Annotated in this window: 14 protein-coding genes; 2 read left to right on the forward strand and 12 right to left on the reverse strand. The window is 52.3% G+C overall.

Translation table 11 applies throughout. The features are described 5' to 3' along the window. The first annotated feature begins 385 nt into the window (after positions 1–385). Positions 386–841 (forward strand): GNAT family N-acetyltransferase, encoded by a 456-nt coding sequence (locus tag KZ483_RS24770; protein ID WP_220350220.1) that lies wholly within the window; start codon positions 386–388, stop codon positions 839–841. A 76-nt stretch (positions 842–917) separates the two neighbouring features. Here KZ483_RS24770 and deoC read toward each other — a convergent pair whose 3' ends face one another. The 9 genes from deoC to speD all read right to left on the reverse strand — a co-directional run bounded on the left by deoC (position 918) and on the right by speD (position 11,666). Then, positions 918–1,610 (reverse strand): deoxyribose-phosphate aldolase, encoded by a 693-nt coding sequence (gene deoC / locus KZ483_RS24775; protein ID WP_220350221.1) that lies wholly within the window; start codon positions 1,608–1,610, stop codon positions 918–920. A 46-nt stretch (positions 1,611–1,656) separates the two neighbouring features. Next, on the reverse strand, positions 1,657–2,577 hold the full coding sequence (locus KZ483_RS24780) for a DNA-binding transcriptional repressor DeoR (RefSeq protein ID WP_220353660.1): 921 nt from the start codon (positions 2,575–2,577) through the stop codon (positions 1,657–1,659). Positions 2,578–2,683: 106 nt separating this feature from the next. Next, positions 2,684–3,640, reverse strand: coding sequence for an ABC transporter permease (locus KZ483_RS24785; RefSeq protein ID WP_220350222.1), 957 nt, complete (start codon positions 3,638–3,640; stop codon positions 2,684–2,686). Between the two features lies 1 nt (position 3,641). Beyond that, a complete protein-coding gene (locus KZ483_RS24790) occupies positions 3,642–4,715 on the reverse strand; it encodes an ABC transporter permease (RefSeq protein WP_220350223.1) in 1,074 nt (357 codons plus the stop codon). Further along, a complete protein-coding gene (locus KZ483_RS24795) occupies positions 4,712–6,235 on the reverse strand; it encodes an ABC transporter ATP-binding protein (RefSeq protein WP_220350224.1) in 1,524 nt (507 codons plus the stop codon). Before KZ483_RS24795 ends, KZ483_RS24790 begins: the two co-directional genes overlap by 4 nt. 123 nt (positions 6,236–6,358) lie before the next feature. Then, positions 6,359–7,468: a BMP family lipoprotein gene (locus KZ483_RS24800; protein ID WP_220350225.1), complete on the reverse strand. Its 1,110-nt coding sequence runs from the start codon at positions 7,466–7,468 to the stop codon at positions 6,359–6,361. A gap of 359 nt (positions 7,469–7,827) precedes the next feature. Further along, complete coding sequence (gene pckA, locus KZ483_RS24805) at positions 7,828–9,399, reverse strand: phosphoenolpyruvate carboxykinase (ATP) (protein WP_220350226.1); 1,572 nt, start codon at positions 9,397–9,399, stop codon at positions 7,828–7,830. Positions 9,400–9,571: 172 nt separating this feature from the next. Beyond that, positions 9,572–10,615 carry a type I glyceraldehyde-3-phosphate dehydrogenase gene (gene gap, locus KZ483_RS24815; RefSeq protein ID WP_397376228.1) on the reverse strand — a complete coding sequence of 348 codons (1,044 nt, stop codon included), beginning with the start codon at positions 10,613–10,615 and terminating at the stop codon, positions 9,572–9,574. 223 nt (positions 10,616–10,838) lie between these two features. Then, positions 10,839–11,666 (reverse strand): adenosylmethionine decarboxylase, encoded by an 828-nt coding sequence (speD, locus tag KZ483_RS24820; protein ID WP_220350228.1) that lies wholly within the window; start codon positions 11,664–11,666, stop codon positions 10,839–10,841. 588 nt (positions 11,667–12,254) lie between these two features. Here speD and KZ483_RS24825 point away from each other — a divergent pair. Further along, complete coding sequence (locus KZ483_RS24825; RefSeq protein ID WP_220350229.1) at positions 12,255–12,539, forward strand: sensor histidine kinase; 285 nt, start codon at positions 12,255–12,257, stop codon at positions 12,537–12,539. On the opposite strand, the gene KZ483_RS24830 is transcribed toward KZ483_RS24825, so the two are convergent. The 3 genes from KZ483_RS24830 to prpB are packed head-to-tail and all read right to left on the reverse strand — an operon-like array spanning position 12,536 to position 16,093. Continuing rightward, on the reverse strand, positions 12,536–13,978 hold the full coding sequence (locus KZ483_RS24830) for a bifunctional 2-methylcitrate dehydratase/aconitate hydratase (protein ID WP_220350230.1): 1,443 nt from the start codon (positions 13,976–13,978) through the stop codon (positions 12,536–12,538). The genes KZ483_RS24825 and KZ483_RS24830 overlap by 4 nt on opposite strands. 19 nt (positions 13,979–13,997) lie before the next feature. After that, complete coding sequence (gene prpC / locus KZ483_RS24835) at positions 13,998–15,122, reverse strand: bifunctional 2-methylcitrate synthase/citrate synthase (RefSeq protein ID WP_220350231.1); 1,125 nt, start codon at positions 15,120–15,122, stop codon at positions 13,998–14,000. A 47-nt stretch (positions 15,123–15,169) separates the two neighbouring features. Next, on the reverse strand, positions 15,170–16,093 hold the full coding sequence (gene prpB, locus KZ483_RS24840; RefSeq protein WP_220350232.1) for a methylisocitrate lyase: 924 nt from the start codon (positions 16,091–16,093) through the stop codon (positions 15,170–15,172). Positions 16,094–16,100: the final 7 nt, after the last annotated feature.

Genomic DNA, 16,100 nt, shown 5'->3' on the forward strand with positions numbered 1-16,100 from the left:
TCTTAGAATAACGGGTGGCTGTGAGAAATCGTTGAAACTAATGTGAGAAAAATAAGAGAAATAGATTGGCCTGCCTATATCGGAATAGTGACTATCATCGTTTGTAAGCAAGCGATGAAGATTTAAAATCCTTATGGTCAAAATACAACTGGGATGAAAGAGTTGAGTTGTACAGGCAGAATTGTTCAATAGGACGTGAACGGCTGGCAGGAACTATAGATACGAAGATGGAATATTTACATGCTGGATATGAATATAGAGGTGAGCGAATATGGATGCGCAGGGTCCAGAATGCTGCCTTTATATTGGACAGATGAAATAATCAAGCAGTAACTCGTAAGCATCTGACATCGTTCATAAATAAAGAGACTGAGGAGTGGTTTTCATGGAAATTAAACTGGATGATTTAAATGGATCCGAAGTGGCTGCATTAATCGGGGAACATCTTCAGAGTATGACTCTTCATTCGCCGCCGGAAAGTATACATGCCCTAAATCTGGAGAAATTGAAAAAACCGGAAATAACATTCTGGAGTGCGTGGGAACAAGATGAATTACTTGGGTGCGGGGCACTTAAGGAGCTTGATGGGCGCCATGGAGAGGTAAAATCAATGCGAACTTCATCATCGCATCTCAGAAAGGGTGTTGCTAAGCGGATTCTTGAACATATTATTGAAGAAGCTAAGCGACGCGGTTATCAGCGGCTCAGTTTGGAAACGGGCTCAATGGCTGCTTTCGACCCGGCCAGAAGACTATATGCAAGTTTTGGGTTTCAATATTGCAAGCCGTTTGCAGAGTATATTGAAGACCCGAACAGTGTATTTATGACAAAGGAATTGTGAGTTCATTATTTGTGCAAAAAAGCAGCGGCAGTTCAGACATTATTTTCTCGCCCGAGACTGCCGCTTGTATTTTAAATTAATACCCTTCCCCCGTGCTGCCGGAGACGATCGCAACACTTGAACTGGCTCCGATCCGTGTCGCGCCGGCGGCAATCATACTGCGGACGGCCGCCAAATCGCGGACACCTCCGGATGCCTTGACGCCCATTTCCGGCCCGACCGTACGCCTCATCAGTGAAATATCCTCAACTGTCGCCCCGCCCGGTCCGAATCCCGTAGACGTCTTCACGAAATCCGCTTCCGCCGCTTTGCATAATTCGCATGCTTTGACCTTCTCAGCATCAGTCAGAAGTCCCGTTTCGAGGATGACTTTTACAATAGCGCGCCCTCGGCACGCTTCTACAACCCCGCGAATATCCTTCTGCACTTCCTCGAACCGGCCGGATTTAAGCGCTCCGACATTTAGAACCATATCGATTTCCGTCGCTCCTGCTGCGATCGCGTCCCGGGCCTCTGCTGTCTTGGCAAACGTGCTTGTCGCCCCTAGCGGGAATCCGATGACAGTCGTGATCCCGACCCCGGTTCCCGCCAGCAGCCGGGCTGCTTCAGGCACCCAATAGGGGTTGACGCACACCGTTGCAAATCCGTACTGCTTCGCCTCCCCGCACAAGCGTTCAATGTCCGTAAAAGTACTTTCCGGTTTAAGCAGCGTATGGTCAAAGTATGCGGATAATTCGGTGCCGCCCGCTCCTGTATGTTCCTTATTCATTTCGTTCACTCCTTATTTTACTGCCCTACCGGACAGGTCCTTGCGTTCAAGTTCCGCGTTCCATCAAATATTTGGCCGTGTATTGGTCGGTTATTAACACATTCGTATAGCGGCCGCGCAGCGCCCCGTAGATTCCGTCGACCTTCTTGGCTCCCCCGGCCACCAGAATCGACCGCTCCTTCAGCTTCAATTGTTCAAGGTCGATTCCGATCGTCCTTTGATTCAATTCTTCGGAGCAAATGCTGCCTTCCAGATCGATATAGCGGGAACAGATGTCACCGGCCCCCTTCTCGTAAATCAGGCGCAAATCGCTCTCGGTAAAATAATTCGCCTTGATCAATACGGAATCTTCCGTCGGAGCGCCGACCGTCACAATAGCGATGTTCGATTTCTTCCCAAGCTCCAAAATTTTACGTATATGCCGGTCCGTCTCAATAGATTGCTTCACAACGGGGTGGTCGACGATTGCGGGCAATGGGATAAAATAAGGCACCGTATGAAAGGCTTTGCCGAATAAGTTGACGATTTCGTAGGCGTACGTATTCGTCTCCGAATGACTGACGCCGCCATTGAGCTGAACGACGGTTACATCCCTCAGATGCTTGTCCTGCAGATTGAGCGCCACTTCGTACAGCGTCGTCCCCCAAGTAGTGGCAATAATATCTCCGTCCTTGACGATTTTGTCCAGATAACCGGCAGCTGCCTCGCCGAGATATTTCTTCACGACGGCATCCTCATATTGCGGTACTGAGACGATTACCGCTTTCTTAAGCCGGAATTTCCGTTCAATCTGTTCGGCAAGCAGAGCGTTGCTTTCCTTCGGGTCGATTATTTTGATTTGAACATAACCCTCTTCTTTGGCCTGCTGTAAAAACCTGCTTACCGTCGGCCGGGAAACGCCCATTTGCCTGGCGATTTCCTGCTGACTGTAATCAAGCTGGTAATACATTTTGGCTGCATCGATCATTTTGATCCGCTTATCGTCAGACCGTTCATCCGCCACTCGCACTCAACTCTTCCCTTCGTATTCCTTGGCCGTTACCCTGGTGGTAAGCCAAGCAGCCTCAAGGTCGTCACCGCTTGCCGGAGTCGAAAACCTCTCCCGCAGCTTTGGGCGCCTGGGACGATTTGGAGAAAAGCACCAAAGCGATAAGCGTCACCACATAAGGAAATACCTTAAGTATGACGGGTGGAAAGACCGACAGTGCCGGAATAACCTGCGAAACATTCGCAACCGTACTGGCAAAGCCGAAGAACAAGGTGGCCGCCAGAATTCCGATCGGCCGCCACTGCCCGAAAATTAGAGCAGCAAGCGCCAGGAATCCCAGGCCCGCAACGGTTCCGGTAAATTCGCCTGCAATAGTGACCAGCAGAACCGCGCCTCCAAGAGCTGAAAATCCCCCGGAGATCATAACCCCGATATACCGCATCATTCTCACATTCACACCGGCGGCCTCCGCAGCCTGCGGATATTCGCCGCATGCTCTGAGCCTGAGCCCGAAGGCGGTATATTTCAGAATAAGCGCACTTAGAACGACAATTCCGAGAATGACCCAGGTTGTCATATATGTTTTGGTGAAGAACAGCTCCCCGATAACGGGGATCTTCGACAGCAAGGGAAAATCAAACGGCTCCAGTGCGAAGTCGATGCGAATATTGCCGCTTCCGGTCATGTTCCGTGCCAGGAATATTGTCAAAGCTCCGGCAATCATATTAATTGCCGTTCCGCTGATGACCTGGTTCGCGCTTAAGTGAATACTAGCGAAAGCATGCAGAAGAGAAAAAAGCACGCCCGCTGCCACGGCCGCTGCCAAGCCGACCCAGATTACAACGGCTGGACTGTCCGGCCATACAGGTTGGAGTTTGACGATAACATAAGCTCCCACAAACGAACCGATAACCATAAGGCCCTCAAGACCGATATTCACAACTCCGCTCCGTTCGCTGAAAAGGCCGCCTAAAGCCGTAATGAGCAGGGGGATTGTGAACATAATCGCATAAGGAAAAATCTGTTCGAGCGTCGTCCACATGCTATTTCCCCTCCTTTCCGTTCGCGGCAATACCGGCGGAACGGCGGCGTTTGGCGATAAACCATCCAATCAGACGGTCCATAAGAACGCTCGTTGCGGCAAAATAGATAATAATCGCGATAATCGAATCCGCGATTTCCGGGGGAATGTCCGTCATCGCGTTCATAAACCCTTTACCCGAGTACAAAAGCCCGAAGAATAAGGCGGAAATTAACACACCAACAGGCGAATTCGCTCCGAGCAGGGCAACCGCGATGCCATCATACCCCTGCGAGGGAAGGACTCCGATTTGAATATTCGTCGCGTTGCCCGCATACTGAGCCAATCCGCCAAGTCCAGCTAATCCGCCGGCTATGGCCATTGAGAGGATGATGCTGCGGTTTACCGGTATACCCGCATATTCGGCCGCATGACGATTGAACCCGACGGCTTTCAATTCGTAGCCCAGCGTCGTTTTATTAATGATAAAGGCGATCACGATCACGGTAATAACCGCAATAAACAATCCCAGGTTCACGTAAGATCCGCCGAACATGTTGGAGAGAAACGGCGCTTGTAAAGTAGCGTAATCCGGGAGCGGCCGGGATTCCGTCTCCAGGTAATCGGCTTTCATATAGGCCGGAATCGCATAATAGACGGCCCAGTATGCAATCCAGTTCATCATGATGGTGGAGACGACTTCATGCACGTTGAATCTGGCTTTAAGAAGGCCGGGGATAAACGCCCACAGAGCGCCTCCCAGGAACCCGGCCGCGATCATAAGCAGCAGCAGAATTGGCCGCGAAATATCCACAGTGAGTCCGACCGCACTCGCACAGAAGCCGCCGATCAGCATTTGTCCGGCAGCTCCGATATTAAACAGCCCCGTGCGGAAGGCGAAGGCAACGGATAAGCCGGTAAAAATCAGAGGCGTCCCCGTGGCGAGCGTATTGCCGATCCGTTCAGGATTTTTAAGCCCACCTTCGAACAGGAAGCTATAGCCCTCAATCGGCTGATGTCCGGTGACAGCCATGAGCAGCGCTCCGGCAAGCAGCCCGAATACAGCGGCCAGCAAGGATATGACGATATTTCTCATGCGCCTTCCCCTTCCTTGTAGCCCGCCATCAATAATCCGATTTCATTCTCATCCGATTCCGCGGCGTTAACCATGCCTACCAGCTCGCCGTTATACAGAACGGCAATCCGGTCTGAAACATTCAGAATTTCGTCCAGTTCAAGCGACACCAATATCACAGCCTTGCCGTTATCGCGATGCTCGATCAACCGTTTGTGAATATATTCGATGGAGCCCACATCCAGCCCCCGGGTCGGCTGCACCGCGATAAGCAAGACCGGATTTAATTCGATCTCGCGGCCGATAATCGCTTTCTGCTGATTCCCGCCGGACAATGATCTGGCCTTGGATACCGGCCCGCTGCCCGAACGAACGTCGAAGCTGCTCAGAATGCCGCTTGTATACTTCCGGATAGCGGCTTTATTGAGCACTCCTTTGCTCGAATAAGGCGGCCGGTTGTATACTTCCAGAATCATATTCTCCTCGAGCGTATAGTCCAGCACGAGTCCCCGCCTCTGCCTGTCTTCCGGTATATGACCGACTCCTCTGCGAATCCGTTCGCTGATAGGCAGAGAAGTGATATCTTGTCCCTGAACAAAAATCTTTCCTTCCTCTACCTTGCGCAGACCCGTAATCGCTTCCACGAGTTCCGATTGTCCGTTTCCTTCCACGCCGGCTATTCCGACGATTTCTCCCGCGCGCACCTCAAGCGAAAAACTTTTTAAGCCCGGCACGTTTTTGTTGTTGTTCACGGTAACGGCATCCAGCTTCAATACTACCTCGGCGGGAAGACTTTCTTCTTTCTCCACTTTAAAGGTTACATTGCGTCCCACCATCATCTCGGCCATCTTCAGTTCGCTTGTCGCCGCGACATCCACAGTCCCGATCGTCTTTCCTCTGCGGATAACGGTGCACCGATGCGCCACAGCCTTGATCTCTTTTAATTTGTGCGTAATCAATATAATCGATTTGCCCTCGGCGATCAGATTCTTCATGATCTTGCCGAGCTCCTCGATCTCCTGCGGCGTTAGAACGGCGGTCGGTTCATCGAGGATTAACACATCCGCATTGCGGTAAAGCATCTTCAGAATTTCCACCCTCTGCTGCATGCCGACCGAGATGTCTTCGATCTTCGCATGCGGATCGACATTAAGGCCGTACCGTTTGGATAATTGTTCAATTCTGCGGGCTGCGGCTTTCGTATTCAGCACAAACCAGCTGGAGAGCTCGTTGCCCAGAATTATATTCTCCGTTACCGTAAAATTATCGACGAGCTTGAAATGCTGGTGCACCATGCCGATGCCCAGCTTATTCGCTACATTGGGGCTTGCAATGCGGACTTCCTTGCCGTTTACTTTAATCTTTCCGCGGTCCGGCTGATACATGCCGAACAGAATGCTCATAAGGGTCGACTTCCCCGCCCCGTTCTCGCCAAGCAGCGCGTGGATTTCTCCCCTTTTCAATTGAAGCGTGATATCGTCATTGGCAACCACACCCGGAAATTCCTTCCGGATGCTGAGCATTTCCACCACATAATCCATACGAAACGACTCCTTTACCGAAGATAAGACGATAGTAATGCGGACTGTGCGTTATAGTAGATAAACTGCCAAAAAGAGACGGAACGCCCGTCTCTCCCTGGCAATATTTGGACTGTAATCCGTCTACTTGATCAGATCGCCTTGTTTGGCTGAAACTTTAATCTCGCCGCTCTTCAATTTCTCGGTAATCTCTTTCACTTTCGCAACCGTCTCTGCACTTAAATTCGGATTCTCCGCAGGAATTCCGACACCGTCGTTCTTCGTATCGAACGTTAGCGTCTTCCCTCCCGGGAACGAACCGTCCTTCTCATCCTTCAGCACGTCATAGGTCGCTTGGTCGATCTTCTTCATTGCGGAGGTCAGGATGACTGACTTATTATCTTGGTAGATACCGTCCGTATATTGGTCGACGTCAACTCCGACGATCCAGACGCTCTTGCCGGCTTTCGCACGGGTTATGGCTTCTCTGATCGAGCCGACGCCTACGCCGCCCGCCGCCGTAAACACGACATTGACGCCCCTGTCATACATCTGCGCCGCCAATTGGCCGCCTGCGGCAACATTGTCGAACGTGCCCTGATAAATAACGTTTTCCTTCTTGATCGACAGCTTCGTGCCGAAATTGTCATTCGCGTACTTCACGCCCTGCTGGAAGCCCCAGTTGTACTTCTGTACGGCAGGAATTTCCATGCCTCCGATGAAGCCCGCTTCGCCTTCCTTCAATTGCAGCGCCGTTGCGACTCCGGCGATAAACCCGGACTCCTGCTCCGCAAAGAAGATCGATACGGTGTTTTCTTTCACCACCGGGGTGAAATCCTTGGCTGTATGAGGCGTTCCGTCAATAATAATGAATTTGGCGTCCTTGTATTTCTCCTGAGCCGCGTAGATTGCGGTTTCGAATTTATACCCGGGGGCTACGATCGTTTTATATCCGGCATCGTACAGGTTGCCGATTTCTCTCAGGTAGTCCGATTCCGTCGTGCCTGTCGGTCTCAAATATTTGGTTTCTAAATTGAAGTCCTTACCTGCGCGCAGAACCCCTTCCCAAGTACCCTCGTTGAACGATTTGTCGTCAATCGTACCGGAGTCGGTAACCATCCCGACCTTGAAAGCGGCCGGCTTCGTATCTCCGCCATTCGCTCCAGTATTGCCGCCTTTACCGCTGCTTCCGCAGCCTGCGATCATTGCCGCGACCATAACCAGCACAGCTAAGGTGAACAAGCTTTTTCTCATCGTTTTCTGCTCCTCGTAATCATTTTAGTTTAACCCGACCCGCCATCTCTTCTTGAAAAATGAACATTTGTAAAAAAGCTTGTGTATCATTTGTTTGATATACCAAATATAAGACGGTTTGTCCAATTTGTAAACTGATATCTTCAAAAATTCATCAATCTATCACATATAATGTTATATTATCTTACACGCATGTTTTCTCGCCGGATCAACCCGCCTACTGGCGTCATCGGGAATAGGGAACGCCTCTGGAAAGAGATACGGAAACAAACACAAAACAGTTGGGCAGGGGTATTGTAATGCTCCCTGCCCAACCGTTATTCGTAACCTCGATGTTATTGTGCGGCACACGATACCATTTAATTCAAACCTCTTTGCGGACCTGCCATTGCAATAAATTGATCAACGTCCGGAAACCTTCTGAAATTCAGAACAAAGCGGTTCGAGAGCTCGCTTGCCGCTGCATCATACGCCTCTTTGTCCAGCCACGTCTTGCGCGGCTGCAGCAGCTGGGTGGGGACGTCTTTGATGAAATCGGGGCACTCAAGACCGAATGTGGGATCAGCCGTGAAGCCCGCTTGCTCGATAGTTCCATTCAAAGCGGCCGTAACCATAGCCCGGGTATACGATAAGTTGATTCGTTTCCCTACCCCGACCGGGCCGCCGGTCCAACCGGTATTGATTAAATATACCTTCGCTTGATGTTCCTCGATTTTGCGTCCCAGCATGTCAGCGTAAACAGTCGGATGAAGCGGCAGGAAAGGGGCGCCGAAGCAAGCGGAGAATGTCGCTTCCGGTTCCGTAATTCCCCGTTCGGTGCCGGCCAGCTTCGAAGTGTATCCCGACAAGAAGTGGTACATTGCCTGCTCTTTGGTAAGCCTGGCGATCGGGGGCAGCACCCCGAACGCGTCGGCGGTCAGGAAAATGATAACGCCAGGATGCCCGGCAATTCCAGGAATGAGCGTATTCGGAATCGCTTCGACCGGATAAGCCGCACGCGTGTTTTCCGTTATTCGGGTATCCTCATAATCGGCGGCACCGGTCCCGGCATCCAATACGACGTTTTCCAAAACCGAACCGCTGCGAATCGCACGCCAGATTTGCGGTTCCTTCTCCTCGGAGAGGCCCGCGCACTTGGCATAGCAGCCGCCTTCGAAGTTAAACACGCCTTGATCGGACCAGCCATGCTCGTCATCCCCGATCAAGCGGCGGCCCGGATCGGCGGAAAGCGTCGTCTTGCCCGTACCGGACAGTCCGAAGAAAAGCGCCACGTCGTCCTTCTCACCCACATTAGCCGAGCAATGCATAGGAAGGACGCCTTGGAACGGCAGCAAATAATTAAGTACGCTGAATATAGCCTTCTTCATCTCTCCGGCATACTCGGTACCGCCGATGAGAACAAGCTTCTTTTCCATGCTCACGCATATGAACGTCTCCGAGCGGGTTCCGTGGGCAGCCGGATCCGACTTGAAGCCGGGAAGTGCAATCACCGTAAATTCCGGCTGATGCGCGGCCAGCTCTTCCTTCGTCGCCCGGATGAACAGCTGACGGACAAACAAATTGTGCCATGCATACTCATTCACAACCCGGATAGGCAGCCGGTAATTCGCATCCGCTCCGGCATACCCGTCAAAAGCGAATAGTTCTTTCTCCGTCATATAGTCCTGAGCCTTGCTAAAAAGCTGAGCGAATTGATACTGGGCCATAGGCTGATTAACCGTCCCCCAGTCGATCCGGTCCGTCACGGATGGCTCTTGGACAATGAACTTGTCTTTAGGGGAACGGCCGGTATATTTACCCGTGAATACCTGCAGCGCTCCTGTGGATGCAAGTACCCCTTCCTTGCGTTCCAAAGCTATCTCGACCAACTGCTCCACTGACAAATTATAGTGCATGGTCCCCATTGTCGACTGTACCGTATCGGCTTTCATACCCGCTCATCCCTTTCATTAAATCATTAACATGAGTTTGCTTGATTGTCCGTCGTCATCCTATTCTCCAAACATTTCTGCTCGCGGCAGTCCGAGTAATAAGTCGTTACCCTCTCCGTTGCTAAAGTCCCGATTTCCTTCTGGCAGTGTTTACATAAGATGACACCCAATTCTAGGCTAACTGTGGTGTTTTCCATACATAATCCACCCTTTCCGTCATTAACTGCACCAGCTCGGCCACCCTGCTGGCGTAAGCCCATTCATTGTCGTACCAGGCTAACACTTTGACCTGATCGTTCATAACCATAATGGAAGGCCCATCGACAACCGCCGATTTGGAGCAGCCTATGTAATCAGCTGACACCAGAGGCTCATCCGTGTATCCGAGGTAAGACGATAAGCTTCCTTCCGACGCTGTTTTCAGAACCGATCTGACTTGCTCCAGCGTACATATGCGGCCGACCTTCACTGTCAAATCAACCAGCGAGACATCCTGTGTCGGTACTCGAAGGGAAATCCCCTGAATATGGGAGGCCAGATGGGGCAGCACATCAGTGAGCGCCTTACCCACACCTGTCGTTGTAGGAACAATGGATTCGGTGCATGCCCGCGCCCTGCGCAGATCCTTATGCGGATTGTCCAGGTGGTTCTGATCGGAAGTATATGAATGGACGGTGGTCATCCAGCCCGCCTGCACTTCGAACGCCTGGTCCAAAACATAAAGCACGGGAGAAAGACAGTTTGTTGTGCAGGAGGCTGCCGATATCAGCTGATGCTTGGCGGGATCATACAGTTGATCATTGACCCCCATTACCACCGTAAGATCCATCTGCTTCCCGGGAGCTGTAATCAATACATGAGACGCACCCGCCGCTATATGCTTCGCCGCGCCTTCTCTGTCATTAAACTTGCCTGTCGCATCGACCACCAGATCTACGCCAAGACGCTTCCATGCGAGGTTTGCAGGATCACGTTCAAAGGTAAGCTCAATCGCATTGCCGTTGATGACAAGCTTGCCGTCGATTACGGAAATATCGGCGTCCCACCTCCCGTGGACGGTGTCGTACTTCAAGAGGTGCGCAATTGTCTCAGCCGGATACACGCAATTAATCGCCTTCAGCTGGAGCGGCAACCCCTCTTCCGAGCATATTTTCCGGACCACCAGCCTGCCTATTCTTCCCATTCCGCTAATGCCTACACCAAGTCCCAAACGAATTCCTCCCTCTATGAATGATGTGTTCCATTTAATTTAAAGTGTATACTAAATTCGATATTATGTACATCATAAAAATAATATAATACACATTAAAAACTTAAATATGACGTATTATTCAATTTATTGTCACACTTTTTGAAGCATAAAAAAGCCCCGGGAATGTATCCCGGGGAGATCGCTGCGCAAAGCCTGCGCGCGGAAGCAATATTGTCCCATATAACCGTCAATCCGTGTTTATGGATCCGCGGCTTGTATTTTTCCCGTAAAAAATCTCGTCCATTTCGGTTGTGAGCCGTTCCGTGATTTTCTTCTCTTCCCCCGGTCCCAGCTTATCCTTCGTATAACCGAACAAATAATTGTTTAAGTCGAACTGCCTGAGCTTGCATTTTGTATGAAAAATATTTTCCTGGTACACATTGACGTCGATCATGTCATACATCTCTTTCACTTTGTCCGGAATGTAATTCTGTATCGAGGTGATGTCGTGATCGATAAACAGCTTGTGTCCGTTAATATCTCTTGTGAACCCGCGAACCCGGTAATCGAGCGTCATGATGTCCGTATCGAAAGAATGAATCAGATAATTGAGCGCTTTGAGCGGTGAGATTTCACCGCAAGTGGATACGTCGATATCCGCTCTGAATGTGCTGATTCCTTCGTCTGGATGATACTCCGGATAGGTATGAACGGTAATATGGCTTTTATCCAGCTGCATGACAACCGATTCCGGAAGCGGCCCCGGCGATTCATCGTAAGATTCGGTGGGGACTTCGACAATAGGACCCTCGGAGACCAGGAAGGTTACGCTTGCACCCTGCGGGACATAATCCTGCTGGGCAATATTAAGCACATGCGCGCCGATAATATCGGTTACCGCCTGGAGAATTCTTTTTAACCGGTCGGAATTATACTGCTCATCAATATACTCGAGGTAGGCTTCGCGTTCTTCTTTGGTCTTGGTGTAGCAGATGTCGTACATATTGAAGCTTAAGGTTTTCGTCAGATTGTTAAATCCATGCAGTGTGACACGCTGCTCCGATGTTAATTTCATGACCTTGGCTTCCCTCATTTCTTGGCGTACTGTGACTCTGTATATATTACCCATTAAACAAAGTCTTCATCGTATTCCGTGGAAATTTTTGCTTTGACGATCCTCCGACTGAATTGTGACCGGAGTGATGAACCAAGCAGGGGGACAGTCACGATGACGTTTATTATGATATCGGTCATTTTTTGGATATGCATATTCAACCGCTCAGGAATTGTTTTATAATAGGTACTATTCCATATATTGAGAAGGATGAGATCCTCTCGCATTGCCGTTCACCATGCTTGCCCACATTGCGTTCCTGGAGCAGATTTTCGGGAAAGGCTACCTGTCGCTGCACCGAAGATTGAGGCAGTTCATGACCGTCCATTTGTTGGTCTGCGCGGCCGCTGCGCTGTTCGATCAACGTACATACCTGTGGTTGACCGGGAAAACCTATCAAGGATTGCTCATCTTGATTCTTACTGCCCTATCCATCTCCATCCTGAACCTGCTCGCGGGACAGCTACGGAAAAATGAAGTGGGTACTGCTCGGAAACGATATTATGGCCCAGCTGTGGATTCAGAAATTGCTGCTTATTCAATGATTCGATGCAGAAGAAGCTGATTTACCATGCCCTGCAGGAGGGGCTGACTAACGGAATCAAGCATGGCGGGTGCAGACATTTCGAATTCGCCTTATACCTGGAAGAAGATTATCTTAAATTTATTCTGCATAACGACAGAATTCCATACGCTGCGGTCCCGAGTGGTTTCGGACTCTCAGCGATGCGGGAGAGGATCAACCATCTGGGTGGGACACTGGAATTATCTCCCTCATACGATTCGCGAAGCGGTTCCGTACTGAAAATTCTGCTGCCTCTTAAGGGGGCTTAAATGACAAACAGGTTTACGAATTCATGCACCGGCGTCCGCTCCAGCTTCTCCTGTTCGGCGCACAGTTTCATTATTGTGTTCACCTGCTTGCCGGGAAGACGGCTTGCCAGATTAGATTCGAACTTCCGCTCCAGAATCGGAATCGCCTCGGCGCGTCTGCGGCGATGCCCGAGCGGATACTCGAGCTCAACCTTCTCCGACGCGGTTCCGTCCGCGAAAAACAATTGGACGGCGCTCGCGATCGAGCGTTTGTCAGCATCGAGGTAATCCTGCGAATATCGTTTGTCCTCAGAAGCAGTCATCTTCTGTCTCAACCGGTCGATACGAGGGTCCTGCGCGGCGGCCTCTTCGTAATGGTCTGCGGTAAGCGTACCGAAGAGCAGAGCAACGGCCACCATGTACTGCAGGCAGTGATCGCGGTCAGCCGGATTATGGAGCGGCCCTGTCTTATCGATTATGCGCAGGGCCGACTCATGGGTCGTGATCGCGATTTTGTCGATCTCATCCAGCCGGTCTTTGACCGTCGGGTGAAGCCGTATTGCGCATTCGACCGCCGTTTGTGCATGAAATTCAGCCGGGAATGAGATTTTGAACAGTACATTTTCCATGACGTAGGTTCCGTATTGGCGCGTGAGGCTAAAGGGTTTGCCTTTGAATAACACATCATAGAAGCCCCATTCCGCCGCAGTCAGTGCGGAAGGGTATCCCATCTCCCCTCTAAGCGTCATCAATGCCAGCCGCACGGCCCGGCTCGTCGCATCGCCTGCCGCCCATGATTTGCGCGGGCCCGTGTTGGGGGAATGCCGGTAGGTGCGAAGCGGATGGCCGTCGATCCAGGCGTTCGAAACGGCATCGATGATTTCGTTCTTCGTACCGCCCAGAATGCGGGTAACGACAGCCGTCGAAGCGACTTTTACGAGGACGACGTGATCGAGCCCTACCCGGTTAAAGCTGTTCTCAAGCGCGAGGATTCCCTGGATTTCATGGGCCTTGATCATCGCGGTAAGCACGTCGCGCATCATGAAGGGCTGCCTCCCTTCGGCTGCCCTGATCCGGCTCGCATAATCGGCGGCGGCAAGAATGCCGCCCAAATTGTCGGAGGGATGGCCCCACTCGGCGGCAAGCCATGTATCGTTGTAATCGAGCCAGCGTATCATGCAGCCGATATTGAAGGCGGCGGCGACCGGATCCAGCTGAAACTGGGTCCCGGGAACGCGCGCGCCGCCGGGTACAACGGTGCCGGGAACGATCGGTCCGAGAAGCTTGGCACATTCAGGATACCGAAGCGCAAGCAGGCCGCAGCCAAGCGTATCCATCAGGCAAAGCCGCGCCGTATTATAAGCCTCCGGGCTGTCGATCTCATAATCGGCTGCGTAGTCGGCGATGCCTGTCAGCACTTGATCCGGCTCCGGCCTAGCGTTGCTCATACTCGTGGACATAAGCTTCCGCCTCCTTCCTTCAGGTACGTTTGTCGACCGGCAGCCACTGCTTCGGTTCGGGACCGGTATAATCGGCGCCCGGGCGGATTAACCGGTTGCTCGCTCGCTGCTCAATGACATGGGCGGACCACCCGCTTATGCGGGATATTACAAACACCGGCGTAAACAGCAAGGTCGGAATCCCCATCAGCCGGTAAGCCGACGCGCTGTAGAAGTCCAGATTGGCAAACAGCTTTTTCTCCCGCAGCATCACCTGTTCGATCCGTTCCGAGATATCAAACAGCTTGCGGTCCCCTGCTGCATCGGAGAGTGCCGCCGACCATCTCTTAATAATGTCGGACCTGGGATCGGACACTGTATATACGCGGTGGCCGAAGCCCATGATCAGTCTTCGCTGCGCCAGCATTTGCAGAATCCCGTTCTCCGCTTCATCCGGATTCCCGAAGCCTTCGATCAGCTCCATAGCCGCTTCATTCGCTCCGCCGTGCAGATGTCCGCGCAGTGTGCCGATCCCGGTCGTGACCGCCGAATAGAAATCGGACAAGGTCGAAGCGGTGACCCGGGCCGCAAAGGTTGATGCATTGAACTCATGCTCCGCATACAAAATCAGCGAGACGTCCATCGCCCTCTCATGAAGCCCGCTTGAAGGCCTTCCATGCAGCAGGCGGAGAAAATGCCCTGCCACGCTTTCATTCCCCGACTCGGTTTCGATGACTGTTCCGGATGTATGGTAATGATGCCAATACAGCAGCATCGATGCGCTGCAGGCAAGAAGCCTGTCTGCGATGTCGAGCAGGCTTCGCCCGGCTCCCTCCGGTTCGAAGGCGGCAAGAGCGGAGCACCCGGTTCGAAGAACGTCCATCGGATGCGTGCTGCTGCCTGGAAGCTTCTCCAGAATCGCGCGCAATTCAGCCGGCAGCCCCCTCAGCCCCGCAAGCTTCCGCTTATATTCCGCAAGCTCCGTTTGATTCGGCAGTTCACCGCGAAGCAGCAAATACGCGGTTTCCTCGAAGGTTGCATGATCGGCCAGATCGTGAATGGAATACCCGCGATAGGTTAAGCCTTTCCCTTCCTTGCCTACTGTCGAGATCTCCGTCTCTCCGGCAATGACCTCGGCCAATCCGCCGTTTCTTTTAACCGCCATAGGAATCTCCCCTCCCTTATCCGAACCCTTTGCCGTAATCCGCAGCCTTAACGGCTATCCTTGCTCGTGTCCGTTTCCGTCCCGTTCCGAGCCCTGTCTTCCTCGCCGAACAGCTGATCCAGCTTCTTCTCATAGTCGTGATAATGCAGAAAATCATACAGCTCCGAGCGGGTCTGCATCAGCTCGACGGCGTTTTTCTGCGTTCCTTCGCAGCGAAGCGTCCGGTAAACCTGCAGGGCGGCCGCGGACATGGCGCGGAACGCCGATAACGGATACAGCGCGAGGGCGACGCCCGCATTCGCCAGCTCCTCCACCGTGAACAGCGGCGTCTTTCCGAATTCCGTTATATTCGCGAGAATCGGCACCTTCACCGCTTCGGCAAACCTCCTGTAATGTTCGAGCTCCGCCACCGCTTCCGGGAATATCATATCGGCGCCCGCCTCGACGTAGGCGCAAGCCCTTTCAATAGCCGAGTCCAAGCCCTCCGCAGCGAGCGCATCGGTGCGAGCCATAATGACAAAGCCCGGATCGGTTCGCGCATCCGCAGCAGCCTTAATGCGGTCTACCATCTCTTCGCTGCCGACGATCGCCTTGTTCGGTCTGTGTCCGCATCGCTTGGCCGCCGCCTGGTCCTCTATATGGACGCCGGCCGCCCTCGCCCGGCTCATCTCCCGGACGCAGCGGGCGATTTGAAATGCGCCTCCGAAGCCGGTATCGGCATCGACAAGCAGCGGCAGTTCCGTCACGCTTGTAATCCGGCGGACGTCCTCGAGCACATCGTTCATAGTCGTTATCCCGAGATCGGGAAGTCCGAAGGAAGCGTTGGCTACGCCTGCTCCGGATAGATATAAAGCGCGAAATCCGACCTGCTCGGCCATAATGGCCGAATAGGCGTTTATCGCGCCGGCCACCTGCAGCGGCTTTTCAAGTTGAAGCGCGTCGCGCAGGCGCGCACCCGGGGATGCTCCCATAACCACC

This window comes from Paenibacillus sp. sptzw28, from assembly GCF_019550795.1.
GTDB lineage: Bacteria > Bacillota > Bacilli > Paenibacillales > Paenibacillaceae > Paenibacillus_Z.

Coding starts and splice junctions, on each gene's coding strand:
- prpB (WP_220350232.1), bottom strand. CDS start 16,093: ATGGGAGCATCCCCGGGTGCGCGCCTGCGCGACGCGCTTCAACTTGAA.
- KZ483_RS24795 (WP_220350224.1), bottom strand. CDS start 6,235: ATGGATTATGTGGTGGAAATGCTCAGCATCCGGAAGGAATTTCCGGGT.
- KZ483_RS24770 (WP_220350220.1), top strand. CDS start 386: ATGGAAATTAAACTGGATGATTTAAATGGATCCGAAGTGGCTGCATTA.
- KZ483_RS24790 (WP_220350223.1), bottom strand. CDS start 4,715: ATGAGAAATATCGTCATATCCTTGCTGGCCGCTGTATTCGGGCTGCTT.
- speD (WP_220350228.1), bottom strand. CDS start 11,666: ATGAAATTAACATCGGAGCAGCGTGTCACACTGCATGGATTTAACAAT.
- deoC (WP_220350221.1), bottom strand. CDS start 1,610: ATGAATAAGGAACATACAGGAGCGGGCGGCACCGAATTATCCGCATAC.
- pckA (WP_220350226.1), bottom strand. CDS start 9,399: ATGAAAGCCGATACGGTACAGTCGACAATGGGGACCATGCACTATAAT.
- KZ483_RS24830 (WP_220350230.1), bottom strand. CDS start 13,978: ATGTCCACGAGTATGAGCAACGCTAGGCCGGAGCCGGATCAAGTGCTG.
- KZ483_RS24800 (WP_220350225.1), bottom strand. CDS start 7,468: ATGAGAAAAAGCTTGTTCACCTTAGCTGTGCTGGTTATGGTCGCGGCA.
- KZ483_RS24825 (WP_220350229.1), top strand. CDS start 12,255: ATGCAGAAGAAGCTGATTTACCATGCCCTGCAGGAGGGGCTGACTAAC.
- KZ483_RS24785 (WP_220350222.1), bottom strand. CDS start 3,640: ATGTGGACGACGCTCGAACAGATTTTTCCTTATGCGATTATGTTCACA.
- KZ483_RS24780 (WP_220353660.1), bottom strand. CDS start 2,577: ATGATCGATGCAGCCAAAATGTATTACCAGCTTGATTACAGTCAGCAG.
- prpC (WP_220350231.1), bottom strand. CDS start 15,122: ATGGCGGTTAAAAGAAACGGCGGATTGGCCGAGGTCATTGCCGGAGAG.